Consider the following 17,339-nt stretch of genomic DNA (forward strand, 5'->3'; position numbering starts at 1 on the left):
TGAAGAATCCGAAATTTTCAATAGCCTCTTATTTTTTCAAGCGAATTTCATCAACAAGATTCCAAATAAACTCGTCTTTTTCGACTGTTTTTGAATCTTTTGATCCATACTGTCTAACATTAACTTCTTGATTTTCTACTTCTTTGTCACCTACAACAAGCTGATAAGGTATTTTTTTCATTTGAGCTTCTCTTATTTTGTAGCCCATTTTTTCATTACGATCATCGATATGAACACGAACACCTTGTGATTTCAATTCATCTTGTAATAATCTAGCATAATCATAATGTAAATCTACGTTAACAGGTATAATTTCAACTTGATTTGGTGCTAACCAGGTTGGGAATACACCTTTAGTTTCTTCTATTAAGAAAGCAGTGAAACGTTCCATAGTTGAAATAACACCTCTATGGATAACAACTGGACGGTGTTCATCTCCATCTTTACCAATATATGTTAAGTCAAAGCGTTCCGGTAATAGGAAATCAAGTTGCGCAGTTGATAAAGTTTCTTCTTTACCCATTGCAGTTTTCACTTGAACATCTAATTTAGGACCGTAGAATGCCGCTTCACCAATCGCTTCTTCATATGGTAATTCCATTTCATCTATTACTTCTTTCAATACTGCTTGAGCTCTATTCCACATTTCATCATCATCGAAGTATTTCTCTTTATCTTCAGGATCACGATAACTCAATCTGAAAGTATAGTCTTTGAATCCAAAGTCTTCGTAAACATCTAAAATCATGTTTACTACACGCTTAAATTCTTCTTTAATTTGATCTGGTCTAACAAAAATGTGCGCATCGTTTAAAGTCATACCACGAACACGTTGTAAACCTGATACTGCGCCACTTGCTTCATATCTATGCATCATGCCTAATTCAGCAATACGTATAGGTAATTCACGATAAGAATGACGACTATTTTTATAAATCATCATGTGGTGTGGACAGTTCATAGGTCGTAAAACTAACGATTCATTACCTACATCCATAGGTGGGAACATGTCTTCTTGATAATGATCCCAGTGACCTGATTTTTTATAGAAATCAACGTTAGCCATGATTGGTGTATAAACATGGTCATAACCCATACTTACTTCTTTATCTACAATATATCGCTCTAATTCACGTCTAATTACAGCACCATTTGGCAACCATAAAGGTAGTCCAGCGCCAACATCTTGGTTAGTTGTAAATAGTTCTAATTCTTTACCAATTTTCCTATGGTCACGTTCTTTTCTCTCTTCTAAAATTTTCAAGTGAGCTTTCAAATCTTTTTTATCGAAGAATGCAGTACCATATATACGTTGCAACATTTTGTTATTAGAATCGCCTCTCCAATAAGCCCCTGCAGTTGATAAAAGTTTAAATTCTTTAATTTTCGAAGTTGAAGGTACGTGTACACCTCTACATAAATCAGTAAATTCACCTTGTGAATATAGTGTTACATTTTCGTCTTCAGGTATAGCATCAATTAACTCTAATTTATATTCATCGTTTTTGAAAAATTCTTTAGCTTCATCTCTAGATACAACTTTACGTTCAATTTTGAAGTTTTCATTTACGATTTGTTTCATTTCCTTTTCGATCGTTTCGAAGTCGTCACTAGAAATTTTGTGTTCTGTATCTATATCATAGTAGAAGCCACCTTCAATGACTGGACCAACACCAAATTTCACATCTCCATATAATCTTTGCAATGCCTGTGCCATTAAATGTGCAGTCGAGTGTCTTAACACTTCTAAAGCTTCGTCACTACCAGGTGTTACAATTTCAATATCCCCATCTTCCTCTAAAGGTCTAGTTAAATCGACTAGTTGTCCATTGAATTTACCTGCTACTGCTTTTTTTCTTAACCCAGGGCTAATAGATTGAGCAATATCTTCAGTTGTTGTGCCTTGTTCAAATCCTTTCACATTGCCATCTGGAAATTTGATATTTATTTCGCTCATAACGACTTCCTCCTCATTAAAATTATTAAAGAACATAAAAAAGAGACCTCATCCAAAGGGACGAAATCTCTCGCGGTACCACCCTCATTAACGCAAACTTATTGTGTTTACGATAACTCTACATAAGATAACGGTCTTGAGCCGAATGTGGATTAACACATCATGTATGAGGGAGTAACCGAATATATCGCATTATCTCAATTTCAGCTAGATGAGACTCTCTGTGAATGCTAAATAGACGTCATGTCCTCTAAATTTAAATATTCATTTAAGATAATTCAATTATACAACTCTATTATAAAATATCAAGCTAAAATTACGCTCTATAGTTTTTGCCTTCAAGTTCATAGTCTTCAGTAATTGTCTTAATTCGTTCCATAATTCTACTTGCTTTCGTTATTTCAGCACCTTGTCTCGTTTTGCTCAAATGAAATTCTAATTCTTCAAAATTAAAGTTCGAGCTAAAGAAAGTCGGTAGTTTATGGACCATTCTATAATGTAATAACGGACCTAATACTTCATCCCTTACCCAAGGGGTTATTTCTTCCGCGCCAATATCATCAAGCATTAATACTTTTGCTTCTCGAGCAGATTCAAATCTTTGGCTAAATGAACCATCATTAAAACCATTTTTTAATACTCTAATAAATTCTGGTAAATATATAATTGTTGAAGCTTGGTTTTTCAATTTCAATTGATTAGATATTGCACCAAGTATATAAGACTTACCTGTTCCAAATGGACCGTGTATATAAAGTCCTTTAGTATCTTCACCATTCACTATTTTATTACAAATTTCCATAGCTTTTTTAATAATAGTCATTCTCGCTTCATTATCTACGTATATATCTTTAATTGTTGCCTGTAATGTTTCTTCAGGCATTTGAAAAGATGTTACTAAGTTAGATTGGAAGCGTTGTTCATCATGTTCTATTTTATTCGGGCACGGTAAATATCTAATTTTAATGTGATCATTTTGAATGTATAATTCTGGAACATGTCCTTTAACAAAGTTAATGCATTTATTGTAACAATCACATTTTTCACAACTTTTCGACTGGTCTTTAAATGCTTGCAGTTGATCTAAATCTCTATCTATCATAGCATTTGTCAATTCAGATTGATGTGCTTCTATAAATGCTTTCACTTCTTTATTGGCAAGTGTATCTCTTTTTATTTTATCTAGTCTTTTTTGAAAATCTTTATTTTGTTGCAAATGCTGCCCTAACGGTTCCATCAATGATCACCTTCTTTCCAAAATGCTTCCATTTCTCTTTGTAGAGCTTTTTTTCTTTTTTCAAATTCTTCATCAGTTTCATCTTGTTGTTTATCATTATTGGCGCCGTCTTCTTTTTCTTCACTCGATTTTTGTTTTAATAGCCAATCCGGTGTTTTTTCAATAGATTTCAATTTATATGAATTATAATTACCTTTTTCTTGACGTTGCTTTTTCTTTTCTTTAGTTTTCTTTTCAAATTCTTTAATGTAATTATAAGCTTCCTCTGCTGAACTTAGCTTTAACTTCTTCCAGTTAGAAGCGATTTCCTCAATATAAGCTTTCGGTAATTGCATGTTATTTTTGAACATAACATATTGTAATAGTATGTTCATAACCCCGTATGGTAACTTTTCTCTAGTAATGATTTCTTCTACAAGTCTTTTCTGTGCAACGGTTGGCTCAGATTCTGTAAACGAAGATAACATTTCAATAGGGCTTGTAGTATCTAGTAATTCATACCAAGATAATAATGAGTTTACTTCTTCACTTGGTTGTTCATTTTGACTTGATGTTATATTACCTTGCTTTACTTCTAATGCTGGCAAAGCACCTTCATGCTCTATTTGATAAATTGACCGTGCGTGTTTCCTTAAATCCTCTAAAGAGATTGTTTGGTTCTCTGTTATAGATTTTAAAATGATAGATTTCATATCTACAGGTGTTATACCATATAATGTAGCAATTTGTATAATTACTTCTTTTGTCTTTTTATTTAAAATCTCTTTAGAAATTAAATGATTATTCAGTAATAACTCAAGCATTTCAAAATCGAATTTTACATCTGATAAATCCAAACCTTTGTTTTTAGCATCTTGTTGTATTTCTATTGAATCTGTAGGCGCTACTTGTGACATATTAGGCACTTTAAAAACATCTGTAAAAGTTTTGGTAACATCGTTATAATCTGAAGTAGAAACACTTTTATCTTTATATCTATTTTTCAAGGCAACAAATCTTGCCTTACCTATTTGTTGGTATAAAAAAACTGATAATAAAGGATCATTAAAGAATTGTTCAGTTGTAGCAGGTTGTTGTAACGAGTATATAAATGTTTGCTCTTGTTGGTTTACTTTCATAAAAGTTTTAATTAATCCAATACCTTCTAATAAATCTAACGAATCTCTAAAATTTGATAAATTAATTTTTAAATCATTCATAATTGTATAATGACTATAAGCGTCATGTTCATTATGAAAATTAAATTGTGATAAATATAAATAAACACCTATTGCATCAGTACCAATTAACGGCGTATATAAGCTAGTTAATATGTCTTGATGGACATGTGTGTAATTATAATTTGATTTCACGTAAAAGCCATCTCCAGGCTTTATACCACTAAAATATTCCGCCATTAATAATCACCTTACTTTCGGTCTTTCAAAATACCTTGCATTGATTGTAGCAATTGATCGACATCTTTGAACTCTCTGTATACAGACGCGAACCTTACATATGATACTTGATCAACATCCATTAAATGTTCCATTACTTTTTCTCCAATATCATTAGAAGATACCTCAGTAACTCCTTCAGCTCTTAAGTCTTTTTCAACTTGGTTTGTAATATCTTCTAGTTTTTGAAAAGCAACTGGTCTTTTTTCACATGAACGAACGAGACCATTTAATATTTTATCTCTATTAAAAGTTTGTCGAGCTCCATCTTTTTTAACTACTATTAAAGGTGATAGTTCAACTCTTTCGAATGTCGTGAAACGAAATCCACATGATTCACACTCTCTTCTTCTTCTTATAGCAGTCAGATCATCAGCGTGTCTTGAATCCACTACTTTAGAATTATCATATTTACAATTTGGACATCTCATTCGTTTCACCTCTCAGAACTTATATTTTCATACATAGATTATACAGTAGTTTCGGATATTTTTAAACGCTCACTACTTTACATTTGTAAATCATCAAATAAAAACACAATGCAAATTTCAAAATTCGCATTGTGTTTATTAAGTATATCAATTATGAAATTTTTTGTTCTTGTGTTTCAGTTAAAATGTTTGCCACTTGCTCAGCTAATTCAACAACTCTCATTGAATATCCCCATTCATTGTCATACCAAGCCAATACTTTAACTTTATTATCTCCAATGACCATCGTAGATTGTTCATCAACAATAGCTGAATGTGGATCAGTATTAAAATCAATTGAAACTAATGGTTCATCGCTTACAGCCATAATCCCTGCCAATTCTCCATTACTTGCTTCTCTTAATGCATCATTCACTTTTTCTATCGTTACATCAGTTTTCAAATCAACAACTAAATCAACTAAAGAAACGTTTGAAGTTGGTACTCTTAATGCCATACCATGCATTTTACCTTCTAATTCTGGTAATACGAGTGATAAAGCTTTTGCAGCTCCAGTCGAAGTTGGTATTATGCTGTCAGTACAAGAACGTGCTCTTCTTAAATCTTTATGCGGATTATCTAAGTTCTTTTGATCATTTGTAAAAGCATGAACGGTTGTCATTAAGCCATTTTCAATACCAAACTTATCATTTAAGACTTTAGCTACAGGGCTTAAGCAATTTGTTGTACAAGAAGCATTTGAAATAATATCAAATTCTTTTAAATTAAGTTGATTATCATTTACACCTTTAACAATCGTTTGAACTTTTCCACCTTTAGCAGGACCAGTCAATATTACTTTTTTAGCACCTGCATCTATGTGTGAAACTGCTTTATCTCCATGGTTGAATTTGCCTGTTGCTTCAATAACAATATCAATATTTAATGTTCCCCATGGTAATAGTTTAGGGTCTCTCTCTGACACTAATAAAATTTTATGATTATTTATTACAATTCCATCTTCAACTGCTTTTATTTCTTCATCTAATTTGCCATGTGTTGAATCATACTTAATTAAATGTGCAATTGTTTCTGGCGGATAAGACGCATTTATCGCAACAATATTCAAATCATCAGATTTAAGTGCACCTCTTAATACCATTCTACCTATTCTTCCTAATCCGTTAATCGCAATATTTTTTTTCATAATCGAGAACCCCTTTTAATGTGATATACTATTTGTTGCAATTAGTATATCACATTAAAATCGTATTGAAAACGTTTACTATTGTGTTTTTGAAAATTTTATTTTTATTAATAAAACTACGTTATTAAGTATTTTTACTCATATATTATATTTAGTATGTAACATTGAATTTTCTAGTAAAACAAAAATGCGCTCTTCAATTTAAACACTTAAAGTGTCTATCTTAAAGAACGCATCAAAATATCAGTAATTCAAACTTGAAATTATTATAAAATCATGTGGTTATATAGTTTTTAGCAGTTAAAAATTGAATAATAGTCGATTCTAAATCTTCTTTTGTGCCATTGTTTTCAATAGTTTCATCTGCTAAATGTCGTTTTTCTTCAATTGGAATTTGTGAACGTATACGTAATAGTGCTTCGTCATCAGTCAATTGATTTCTTTCTTTCAATCTATAAATTTGGTTTGTTTCATTTGTATATACTAACCATGTTTCATCAACTGTATCTTGTAATTGGTTTTCAAATAATAAAGGGATATCCATTATAACGTTTTTTCCCTCGTTCAATGCTTGTTGTTTCTCATCTTCCATTATTTCACGAACTTTAGGATGTATAATGTTATTTAATTTATTTCTCATATTTTCATCATTGAAAACAATCTGGCCAATATACTGACGATTCATTTCACCATCAATTATTGCTTCGTCACCAAATACTTCTCGCACTTCATCTAATCCTTTACTGCCTTTTTCGACAGCTTTACGACTAGCTATATCAGCGTCCACAATATAAAACCCATGTTCTTTTAACAGGTTTGATACTGTTGATTTCCCCGTAGCTATCCCACCAGTTAAACCTATTACACGACTCATCTTTACACACCTACTTTTGACAGTTTGGACAATAATGAGTATTTCTTGTAGCTATGATTTCTTGTTCAATAGTACCACCACATTGTCCGCAAATATTTTTACCATATACAAGATGTCTTTCTTGCATCGTTCCTTTTTCTCCGTCGGCATTGTAATAATCAGAAATACTTGATCCACCATTATCAATACCTTCTTGAAGAACTTCCACTACTTCACGAAATACTTTTTCTTGTTCTTCTTCACTTAATTCTTTAACGCTACGACTAGGCAAAATTCCTGCACGTAATAAAGCTTCGCATGCATATATATTTCCACACCCTGAAATCACTGTATGGTCGAGTATTGCCACTTTTATAGGTTTATTAATAAACTTTTTTGTCTTAATTTGTTCTTTATAATGATGAAAGGCTTCTTCAAAAAATGGCTCTGGCGCTATTTTTAATACTGAAGGATATTCTGTTAAATCTTTCAAAGCTCTTATTTCACCAAATCTTCGAATATCAGTATAAATAAGTTTAATTCCATTATCTAACTCAAAAATAACGTGCCAATGCTTTTTATGATTTGGTATCGTAATATCTTCTAATTGCGGAACTGTAAAGAAAGCACCTGTCATACCAAAATGACACATCATAATATGGTGATTTTGATCTTTTTTTAATTCTATAAATATATATTTACTTCGTCTGTATACGTTCGTAATCGTATAATTTTCAATACGCGCTTTAAATTCTTCTAAAGAGGTACCTTTAACAATCGTTTCTTTACCTGTATCTTTACCTATTTTCACTTTATCTGAAAATTTAATATGTTGAATCGTTCTTCCAATTAATTTAGGTTCGATACCTCTCTTAACATGTTCTACTTCTGGTAATTCTGGCATTTTCAGTCTTCTTTCTCTTCATTATTTTGCATCATACCATGTGTCTCCATAACTTGATTCAACACTTAATGGTACGCTCAGTTCAAGCGCATTATCCATGATTTCCTCTACAAATGGCCTGAATTCATCTATTTCATCATTTGGCACTTCAAATATTAATTCATCGTGTACTTGTAATAATAATTTTGCATTAAAGTTTGTATCTTTAATTTTATGAGCAAACTGAACCATTGCAAGTTTGATGATATCAGCTGCACTACCTTGTATAGGTGTATTCATAGCTGTTCTTTCTGCAAAGCTTCTTAAATTAAAGTTTCTATTTGTAATATCAGGCGTATATCGTCTTCTATGAAGAAGTGTTTCTACGTATCCTTTTTGTTTTGCATCTTGCACTATTGTATCCATATATTCTTTTACTTTAGGGAAACTATCTAAATAGTCATCGATAAATTTCTTAGCTTCTTTTCTCGTAATACCTAAACTTTGACTCAACCCATAATCACTGATTCCATAAACGATACCAAAGTTAACAGCTTTAGCTTGTCTTCTCATATTTCCAGTAATTTCGTCTTTACTATCTATGTTGAAAACACGCATTGCAGTTTTCGTATGAATATCTTCATTAGATGTAAATGCTTCTTTCATATGTTCGTCCCCTGTAATATGTGCCAATACACGTAACTCAATTTGAGAATAGTCAGCTGCAAAAATAACATGGTCTTTCTTACTTGGTCTAAATGCTTTTCTAATTTTACGACCTTCTTCTAATCGAATCGGTATGTTTTGCAAGTTAGGTTCAACAGAACTTAAGCGACCAGTTTGTGCCAATGTTTGGTTAAATCGCGTATGAATCTTCCCTTCAGGTGTAATCATTTTTTGTAGGCCTTCAATGTAAGTAGATTGCAATTTAGATAATTGTCTATAAACTAAAATATCTTCAATTATAGGATGTTCATTTCGTAATTGTTCTAACACATCTACTGCTGTTGAATAGCCAGTCTTAGTCTTTTTAATGATTGGTAATTTTAAATCTTCAAATAATACTACACCAAGTTGCTTAGGTGAATTAATATTGAATTCAGAACCCGCATAATTATGAATTTGTTCAATTAATTTCTCAAGTCTTGAATTTAAATCTTCTTGCATATTTACTAAAGTATCCTTATCAACTGTTATACCTAATCTCTCCATATCAGCTAAAACTGTCGCTAGTGGCAACTCTAAATCATCGTGTAATGAAAGTTGTTCTCTTTCTTTTAATAGGTCAATCATTTTTTCTTTTGATTCTGAAATCGCAGTCACTTTTTTTGCGATACATTCAAATAAAACTTCTCTTTCTGGCACGTGTAACTTTTTGCCTTTTCCATATATGCTTTCGTCATTAGGCACGTAATAAATTCCAAATTCAGACACGACTGAATATACATCATCTATTGTTCTAGAAGGATCTAATATATAACTCGCTAACATTGTATCAAATGTAACACCTTTAATTTTTACACCTAATCTATGTGATAATACAATAGTCTTTTTAACGTCATAAGCAGACAACGATACCTCTTCTAGTTCTAACCATTCATGTAAATCTTTATTTTGTTTAAATTCTTCTTCTGTTATCACAAATACCTGATTTTCCGTTTGAATAGCGAAACCTAGAACGTCTGCTTTTAGATAATTGTTTTCATTCGTCTCAAAATGTATGGACGCTTCTTTTGTATTTTTAAAATCAAAATCATCCATGCTATCTATATATTCAATAACACGATTATCTGAAGCTTCTGTACTTGCATCCATTTGATCTAACAATTGTTTAAATTCTAAAGTTTTGAATAGTTTAATTTTCTCTTCATCACTATAGTCTGTTAATTTTAAATCATCTATCGTTACTTCTATAGGGCTATCTCTATTAATCGTCGCTAAATCTTTACTTAATTTTGCATTTTCTTCATTTTCAATTAGCTTTTCTTTCATTTTAGATTTTTTTAATTCATCTATATTTTCGTAAACGCCCTCAACTGTTTCAAATTGTTTCAATAACTTGATAGCAGTCTTTTCACCAATACCAGGGACACCTGGTATATTATCTGATTTATCTCCCATAAGACCTTTCATATCAATAATTTGATTTGGTACTATACCATCATACTTTTCAGCGATGAATTCAGGTGTATAGTGATCAATATCTGTCACACCTTTTTTAGTGTAATAAATTGTTACGTTTTCGCTAGCTAATTGAGTTAAATCACGATCGCCAGTTATAATGATAGTTTTTAAATTTTGATTATCAGCTTGTTTTGATAGCGTACCGATAATATCGTCCGCTTCATAATTTTCAAGTTCATAGTGTTTAATATGATAACTTTCAACTAATTGACGAATATATGGCAATTGGCTACGTAATTCATCCGGCGTTTTTTCACGTCCACCTTTGTATTCACTATACATGTTATTTCTAAATGTTGTTTTTCCAGCATCAAATGCAACCATAAAATGAGTCGGTTGTTCTTCTTTTATTATTTTATCTAAAATCATTGTGAAACCATAAATTGCATTTGTGTATACGCCCGCTTTATTAGTTAAAAGAGGCAATGCAAAAAAAGCTCTAAATGATAAACTATTTCCGTCTATAAGTACCAATTTTTCCAATGTGAGATACCTCCATCATTATATTGATTTCATTTTATCATATATAACTCCATATTTAGATTGTTTCGCATAAAATAAAAAAGCAAGATACCGAAGTATCTTGCTCAATCATCAAAATGAAGGGGTCTAGATTCATTCTATCTATAAACCATGAAACTAGTGTGAATTTATTGTAAAGATTATATGAAGATTATTCATTAAATAATTTAACTATAAAATTAGAGCCCTCGCCTACTTTAGATTCTACTTTAATTACACCATTATGTGCTTCTATAATATGTTTTGTAATAGACAGTCCTAAGCCAGTACCTCCAGAATCTCTACTTCTTGCTTTATCAACTCTATAAAAGCGTTCAAATATACGAGCATGCTCTTCTGCAGAAATACCTATACCATTGTCTCTAACAGAAATAATTTGTCCGTCTATTTCATTTTTAATTGTTAAAACAACTTCACTAGATGGCGAAGAGTAACTAATGGCATTCGTTAACAAATTAATAAGAACTTGTGTGATTTTATCTTTATCTCCAAGTGCATATACATCATTATCGATATTACCTATCAATTCAATATCTTTTTTATGTGCTGCATTACTTACAGTTTGTATACAATGCTCACCTATTTCAGTTAAAGAAATACGTTCTTTTGGAATTTTATTACTTTGTTCAATTTTAGATAAATCTAACAAGTCTTGTACTAATGATTGTATCCTGTTTGATTCTTCAAGAATGATATTTAAAAACATATCTAAAGATTCTGGATCGTCTTTAGCACCATCTAATAAAGTTTCAGCAAAGCCTTTAATAGAAGTTATAGGTGTCCTCAGTTCATGAGATACATTTGCAACAAAGTCTTTGCGCATATGTTCTAATTTTTTCAATTTTGTAATATCATGCATTACAACTACGAGACCTAAAAGATTTTTCTTACGTCTTGATAGGACTGGTATAGTAGATACTTCGAAAAATTTATTATGAACATTGTTAATATACAATTCAATTTGTTCAAATAAAGGTTGTTCTAACTTCAAAGCTTCGTTCATCATTTGGCTGATTTCTTGATTAGGCATGACATCTTTAAACAATTGCCCTTCTGCATTCCCAACTCTATCAAATAAATCATGATAAGTTTTATTAGCTATAACAATATAACCATCTCTATCGATCATCAACGTTGCACTTGGAATGTTTTCTAATGTCGTTTCTAATCTATTTCTTTGGAGTTTCTGCTCATTATTTAAATCGTCTAGCGTTCTAGCGAGCTCATTAGTATTAATGAATAAGTCTTTCGTTTCTTTAACATTACTTTCTGGAACTCTTACTCTATACTTACCAGAAGCTAATAATTTAGTAGCATATGTTACTTCTTTTATAGGATAGATGTAAGAAGTATTGATGTATCTAACTACGAAATAAATAAGTGGTAAAGTAAATAATAAGACGATTAACAAGTATTTCCAAATATCTTTTTGAATAATTGCTATAGTTTCAGATTCTTTTGCTAAAACAATCGTATATTCACCATATTTTTTAGCAGAAATTAATTCACTTTTTTCTTTATTAAGTTTAAATGATTCATCGAATTTTCTAGCTTCTTTAATGGCATCATCTTTCTCATTATCAAAAATTTTAGTCCCTTGATTTTGAGAATTATATAATTCTTTATTATTTTTCATGACTAAAACATCTTGTACAAATACATTTAATATATTATCTAAATCTTCTGGATGTTGTTTGGCAATATCGTAAATCTTTCTAGAATCGTTTTTCATTTGTTTATCTTCTTGCTTAGATATTAGATCATAACTTGAATTATGTAGGAAAAACCCTAATATAAGAAAACTTACAACGGTAACTGTTGTAAGTATAATTAAAAGCTTATTATAAAACTTAATCATTATTTTTTGGTCTTTCTAACTTATAACCTAAGCCTCTCACCGTTTTTATAAACTGAGGCTGTTTAGGGTTTTCTTCAAGCTTATCTCTTAAATGACTTATATGTACATCTACAATACGTGAATCTCCTGCAAATTCATAATTCCATACTGAATTCAGCATATGTTCTCTAGTAATCACACGGCCTTGTCTTTCGATTAAATATAGTAATAATTCGAATTCTTTCGGTGTTAATTCTAGAAGCTCGTCATTTCGATAAACTTCAAAATAATCTGGACGTATTCGAATTGAACCTAATATAATATCTTCATCTTCATCTAATTGACTAGATTCGATTTGGCTAACTCGTCTTAAAATTGCTTTAACTCTTGCTACCACTTCTCTTGGTGAAAATGGCTTTGTCATGTAATCATCTGCACCTAGTTCTAAACCTAATACTCTATCAAATTCATCATCTTTTGCTGTTAACATTAAAATAGGAACTTGATTTTTATCTGAACGTATTGTTTTACATACTTCAATACCATCCATTTCAGGTAACATGACATCTAAAACCACTAAATCCGGTTTTTCTTCGTTGACTTTCTCTAATGCTTGGACACCATCATAGGCTACAATAACTTGGTAACCCGCTTGTTCTATATTATATTTAAGCAAAGTGACGATTGATTGTTCATCGTCTACTACCAATACTTTTTGTGACATGCAAGAACCTCCTTAAGCGATTTAACATAATTATAACGTAAATTATTAAAAAAATAATACGTATTTAGAGAACTTTACAAAAAGTTAACACTGTATTAACAATTAAGCTAATAAAATAGGGAGTAGGACAAAAATCTCATTTTAAAAAATTTCGTAGTCCTACCCCCATTAAAAATGACTAAGTATGAAAAAGCTTGATTTAAGCACGTTTTAATACCTAATCAGATAGTGCCTTGTAATGAATGAAGCTGAGACATTTATTTATGTCCCAGCCAGCACTTTAACTATATTATTCCTATTGTAACACTTCTTTAACTGATTTAACTGCTTCTGCAGATTCATCTAATAATTCTTTTTCTTCATTTGTTAAATCTAATTCAATAACTTTTTCTATACCATTACTACCTAGCACAGTTGGTACACCTAAATAGATATCCTCATACCCATATTCACCTTCTAAATAAGCAATAGAAGGTAATACGCGTTTTTGATCTTTCAAAATAGATTCCGTCATTTCAATTAATGCAGCGCCAGGAGCGTAATAAGCAGATCCATTTCCTAGAAGGTTAACAATTTCTGCCCCACCTTTTCTTGTACGATCTACAATTGCATTAATTTTTTCTTCAGAAAGTAATTTTTCTAATGGTACTCCACCAGCTGCTGAGTATCTAATTAAAGGAACCATAGTATCCCCATGACCACCAAGTACAAAACCTGTTACATCTTTAACAGATAAGTCTAATTCTTCTGCAACGAATGTTCTGAACCTAGCTGTATCTAATACACCCGATTGACCAATAACTCTCTCTTTAGGAAATCCTGATGCTTTATATACAGTGTACGTCATGGCATCAACAGGATTTGTTAAAACTAAAATAATTGCATTAGGTGAATATTTAACTATTTGTTCAGTAACTGATTTCATGACTTTTTGGTTTGTTTGTACTAAATCATCTCTCGACATACCAGGTTTTCTAGCTATACCCGCTGTAATAATTACAACGTCAGAGTCTTTTGTATCTTCATAGTTTGATGTCCCAATTACTTTAGAATCAAACCCAAGTACTGGTGCGCTTTCAGCTATGTCTAATGCTTTACCTTTAGTAGGATCTTCAGATTGAGGTATATCAACTAATACAATATCCCCTAATTCTTTTTGTGCTGCTACAAAAGCTGCTGTAGCACCTGTAAAGCCGGCGCCAATAATTGATACTTTTTTTCTTGTCATAAATTACATCTCCTTAAAATAAAAGGGAGGTTATATATAACCCCCCTCAATTAATCACATTATGGTAAATTTTTAACTAATTCATCAGCGAATTCTGAAGATTTAACTTCAGTTGCGCCTTCCATTAAACGAGCAAAGTCATATGTTACTACTTTAGATGCAATAGTCGCTTCTACAGATTGTGTAATTTTATCTGCAGCTTCTTGCCAACCAATGTGTTCTAATAATAGAACACCACTTAATAATACTGATGAAGGATTCACTTTATCTAAACCAGCATATTTTGGTGCAGTACCATGTGTAGCTTCAAAGATTGCATGACCAGTTTCATAGTTGATGTTAGCTCCTGGTGCAATACCAATTCCGCCAACTTGTGCTGCTAAAGCATCTGAAACATAGTCACCATTTAAGTTCATTGTAGCTACAACATCAAATTCAGCAGGGCGCGTTAAAATTTGTTGTAAGAAAATATCTGCGATTGAATCTTTAATGATTAATTTACCTTCAGCTTCTGCATCAGATTGCGCTTTGTTCGCAGCATCTTTACCTTCTTCTTCAACGATTTTATCATATTGTTGCCAAGTGAATACACGGTCACCAAATTCACGTTCAGCTAAATCATAACCCCATTGTTTGAACGCACCTTCAGTAAACTTCATAATGTTACCTTTGTGAACTAATGTAACGTTACGACGATTGTTATCAAACGCGTAGTTAATAGCTGCTCTAACTAATCTTTCAGTACCTTCTTTAGAAACAGGTTTGATACCAATACCTGAAGTTTCAGGGAATCTAATATTTTTAGCACCCATTTCATTTTGTAAGAAATCAATAACTTTTTTAGCATCATCAGAACCCTCTTGGAATTCGATACCAGCATAAATGTCTTCTGTATTTTCACGGAAAATAACCATATCTGTATCTTCAGGACGTTTTACAGGTGAAGGAACACCTTTAAACCAACGTACAGGTCTTAGACAAGTAAATAAATCTAATTCTTGACGTAAAGCAACGTTTAATGAGCGAATACCTCCACCAATTGGTGTAGTTAAAGGACCTTTAATAGCGATTAAATATTCTCTAATTGTATCTAATGTTTCAGCAGGTAACCACTCGCCTGTTTCGTCGTAAGCTTTTTGACCAGCTAATACTTCTTTCCATTCAATTTTCTTTTCGCCATTATAAGCTTTTTCTACAGCTGCATCTAGTACTTTACTTGCTGCATTCCAGATATCTGGACCAATACCGTCTCCGATAATATAAGGAACAATAGGATTATTCGGAACATTTAAAACGCCTTGATTTGTTGTAATTTTTTCTGCTGTCATTATATGATTCCTCCATTTAAATATGTTTAATTTATATTATATTTATAAAACTATCTATTTTCAATTGGTTCATACTTACGATTACGTTCACCTGTATATTCAGCTCTTGGTCTCATAATTCTATTTTCTCTATATTGCTCTAGAATATGAGCAGTCCAACCTGCCATACGGCTTACTGCAAATATCGGTGTGAATAAATCATGGTCTATACCCATGCTATGGTAAACAGTTGCACTAAAGAAATCAACATTAGGTAATAAACCTTTTTCTTCTTTCATTATTTCTGCAATACGTAATGAAATTTCGAATAACTCTTTTTGACCAGTTTCATCAGTGATACGACGACTCATTTCTTTTAAGTACTTAGCTCTTGGGTCACCATTTTTATATACTCTGTGACCGAATCCCATAATTTTTTCTTTATTTTCGATTTTTTCTTTAATATAACTATCTGTCTTATCAACGGTTCCAATTTCAGTCAACATTTTCATAACTTGCTCATTAGCGCCACCATGCAATGGACCTTTTAAAGCTCCAGCTGCTGCTGTTACACCTGAATACATATCTGATAATGTTGAAACAGCTACCCTAGCTGTAAATGTTGATGCATTAAATTCATGATCTGCATGTAAAATTAATGCTTTATTAAATCCTTCAATTTCTACGTCGCTAGGAACTTCCCCTCTTAACATGTACAAGAAGTTACCTGCATAGCTTAATTCCTTTTTAGGTTTAACAACTTCTTTACCATTTCTAACTCTTGAGAAAGAAGTTACTAATGAAGCTACTTTTGCTTGAATTCTTATCGCACGTTCATAATTTGTTTCATCATCAAACACTTCAGCTTGTGGATCAAAATGAGCTAAGTATGATAGTGACGTACGTAAACCTGTCATCGGATGTACTTTATCCGTTGCATAATCTTCAAAATGTGAGTACATTCTCGGGTTTAAAGTCATATAATGCAATAATTTTTCTTTTAAGTCTTCTAGTTCTTCTTTATTTGGTAATCTTAGATTCCACAGTAAAAACATTACCTCTTCAAATAATGCATTTTCTGTTAAGTCATCTATATCATAACCAGCATAAGTTAGTTGATTATCTATAATAGAACTAATTTTTGTTTCAGAAGCAATAATACCTTCTAGTCCTTTTGCTACTTGTGCCATATTGTTTATCCCCCTTACTAAATAATTGCCCATGTATGTAATGGCTTTCATATACATTATATATAATTTAAGCCATTTTGTGAATGCGAACACCTTTTAAACTTTTAAAAAGTTAATTAATATCGTTAAATAAATTAGGATAAGTGTAAAATTATTGAAAATACAATTTTCATATAACTTTTAGACGATAAGCTTTGAACCAAGTGTTATAAAGGTTTTGAACACTTTTAATTCTTATAAAAGTTATCAGATATATGCATTACTCCTCTTTAATCATTCATTTTATTTATTGTTTATGATAAAAATAATAAATCATTTTTAATAGACTTAACTGCATACAATTTATGTATATTTTAATTGCTAT

General features: G+C 31.4%; 13 protein-coding genes. All 13 read right to left on the reverse strand.

Annotation, left to right across the window (positions count from 1 at the left end; translation table 11 throughout):
• Positions 1–28 precede the first annotated feature (28 nt).
• Positions 29–1,957 carry a threonine--tRNA ligase gene (gene thrS / locus ACO6VN_RS07755; RefSeq protein ID WP_016999302.1) on the reverse strand — a complete coding sequence of 643 codons (1,929 nt, stop codon included), beginning with the start codon at positions 1,955–1,957 and terminating at the stop codon, positions 29–31.
• 316 nt (positions 1,958–2,273) lie between these two features.
• Positions 2,274–3,194 (reverse strand): primosomal protein DnaI, encoded by a 921-nt coding sequence (gene dnaI / locus ACO6VN_RS07760; protein WP_016999303.1) that lies wholly within the window; start codon positions 3,192–3,194, stop codon positions 2,274–2,276.
• Positions 3,194–4,591, reverse strand: a complete 1,398-nt coding sequence (locus ACO6VN_RS07765; RefSeq protein WP_194201339.1) for a replication initiation and membrane attachment family protein — start codon at positions 4,589–4,591, stop codon at positions 3,194–3,196. The genes dnaI and ACO6VN_RS07765 overlap by 1 nt, the downstream gene beginning before the upstream one ends.
• Before the next feature lie 11 nt (positions 4,592–4,602).
• On the reverse strand, positions 4,603–5,061 hold the full coding sequence (gene nrdR / locus ACO6VN_RS07770; RefSeq protein ID WP_016999305.1) for a transcriptional regulator NrdR: 459 nt from the start codon (positions 5,059–5,061) through the stop codon (positions 4,603–4,605).
• Positions 5,062–5,212: 151 nt separating this feature from the next.
• Positions 5,213–6,247 carry a glyceraldehyde-3-phosphate dehydrogenase gene (locus tag ACO6VN_RS07775; protein WP_194201340.1) on the reverse strand — a complete coding sequence of 345 codons (1,035 nt, stop codon included), beginning with the start codon at positions 6,245–6,247 and terminating at the stop codon, positions 5,213–5,215.
• Between the two features lie 274 nt (positions 6,248–6,521).
• Positions 6,522–7,121: a dephospho-CoA kinase gene (gene coaE, locus ACO6VN_RS07780; RefSeq protein WP_194201341.1), complete on the reverse strand. Its 600-nt coding sequence runs from the start codon at positions 7,119–7,121 to the stop codon at positions 6,522–6,524.
• 10 nt (positions 7,122–7,131) lie between these two features.
• On the reverse strand, positions 7,132–8,004 hold the full coding sequence (mutM, locus tag ACO6VN_RS07785; protein WP_422404442.1) for a DNA-formamidopyrimidine glycosylase: 873 nt from the start codon (positions 8,002–8,004) through the stop codon (positions 7,132–7,134).
• A 21-nt stretch (positions 8,005–8,025) separates the two neighbouring features.
• The gene (gene polA, locus ACO6VN_RS07790; protein ID WP_422404443.1) at positions 8,026–10,650 is read right to left on the reverse strand and encodes a DNA polymerase I; all 2,625 of its coding nucleotides are present in this window, start codon (positions 10,648–10,650) and stop codon (positions 8,026–8,028) included.
• 190 nt (positions 10,651–10,840) lie between these two features.
• Positions 10,841–12,547, reverse strand: a complete 1,707-nt coding sequence (pnpS, locus tag ACO6VN_RS07795) for a two-component system histidine kinase PnpS (RefSeq protein ID WP_422404444.1) — start codon at positions 12,545–12,547, stop codon at positions 10,841–10,843.
• The gene (locus ACO6VN_RS07800) at positions 12,540–13,250 is read right to left on the reverse strand and encodes a response regulator transcription factor (RefSeq protein WP_016999311.1); all 711 of its coding nucleotides are present in this window, start codon (positions 13,248–13,250) and stop codon (positions 12,540–12,542) included. The genes pnpS and ACO6VN_RS07800 overlap by 8 nt, the downstream gene beginning before the upstream one ends.
• 295 nt (positions 13,251–13,545) lie before the next feature.
• Positions 13,546–14,478 (reverse strand): malate dehydrogenase, encoded by a 933-nt coding sequence (mdh, locus tag ACO6VN_RS07805; protein ID WP_194201345.1) that lies wholly within the window; start codon positions 14,476–14,478, stop codon positions 13,546–13,548.
• Positions 14,479–14,537: 59 nt separating this feature from the next.
• Positions 14,538–15,806: an NADP-dependent isocitrate dehydrogenase gene (icd, locus tag ACO6VN_RS07810; RefSeq protein WP_016999313.1), complete on the reverse strand. Its 1,269-nt coding sequence runs from the start codon at positions 15,804–15,806 to the stop codon at positions 14,538–14,540.
• Positions 15,807–15,856: 50 nt separating this feature from the next.
• A complete protein-coding gene (locus ACO6VN_RS07815) occupies positions 15,857–16,975 on the reverse strand; it encodes a citrate synthase (protein WP_016999314.1) in 1,119 nt (372 codons plus the stop codon).
• Positions 16,976–17,339: the final 364 nt, after the last annotated feature.

It is taken from the genome of Mammaliicoccus sp. JADD-157, from assembly GCF_049310805.1.
GTDB lineage: Bacteria > Bacillota > Bacilli > Staphylococcales > Staphylococcaceae > Mammaliicoccus > Mammaliicoccus lentus.

Excerpts from the sequence above, each read along its gene's own strand:
- ACO6VN_RS07800 (WP_016999311.1), bottom strand. The coding sequence starts at position 13,250 with ATGTCACAAAAAGTATTGGTAGTAGACGATGAACAATCAATCGTCACT.
- coaE (WP_194201341.1), bottom strand. The coding sequence starts at position 7,121 with ATGAGTCGTGTAATAGGTTTAACTGGTGGGATAGCTACGGGGAAATCA.
- ACO6VN_RS07815 (WP_016999314.1), bottom strand. The coding sequence starts at position 16,975 with ATGGCACAAGTAGCAAAAGGACTAGAAGGTATTATTGCTTCTGAAACA.
- nrdR (WP_016999305.1), bottom strand. The coding sequence starts at position 5,061 with ATGAGATGTCCAAATTGTAAATATGATAATTCTAAAGTAGTGGATTCA.
- mdh (WP_194201345.1), bottom strand. The coding sequence starts at position 14,478 with ATGACAAGAAAAAAAGTATCAATTATTGGCGCCGGCTTTACAGGTGCT.
- pnpS (WP_422404444.1), bottom strand. The coding sequence starts at position 12,547 with ATGATTAAGTTTTATAATAAGCTTTTAATTATACTTACAACAGTTACC.
- ACO6VN_RS07765 (WP_194201339.1), bottom strand. The coding sequence starts at position 4,591 with ATGGCGGAATATTTTAGTGGTATAAAGCCTGGAGATGGCTTTTACGTG.
- thrS (WP_016999302.1), bottom strand. The coding sequence starts at position 1,957 with ATGAGCGAAATAAATATCAAATTTCCAGATGGCAATGTGAAAGGATTT.
- ACO6VN_RS07775 (WP_194201340.1), bottom strand. The coding sequence starts at position 6,247 with ATGAAAAAAAATATTGCGATTAACGGATTAGGAAGAATAGGTAGAATG.
- icd (WP_016999313.1), bottom strand. The coding sequence starts at position 15,806 with ATGACAGCAGAAAAAATTACAACAAATCAAGGCGTTTTAAATGTTCCG.
- mutM (WP_422404442.1), bottom strand. The coding sequence starts at position 8,004 with ATGCCAGAATTACCAGAAGTAGAACATGTTAAGAGAGGTATCGAACCT.
- dnaI (WP_016999303.1), bottom strand. The coding sequence starts at position 3,194 with ATGGAACCGTTAGGGCAGCATTTGCAACAAAATAAAGATTTTCAAAAA.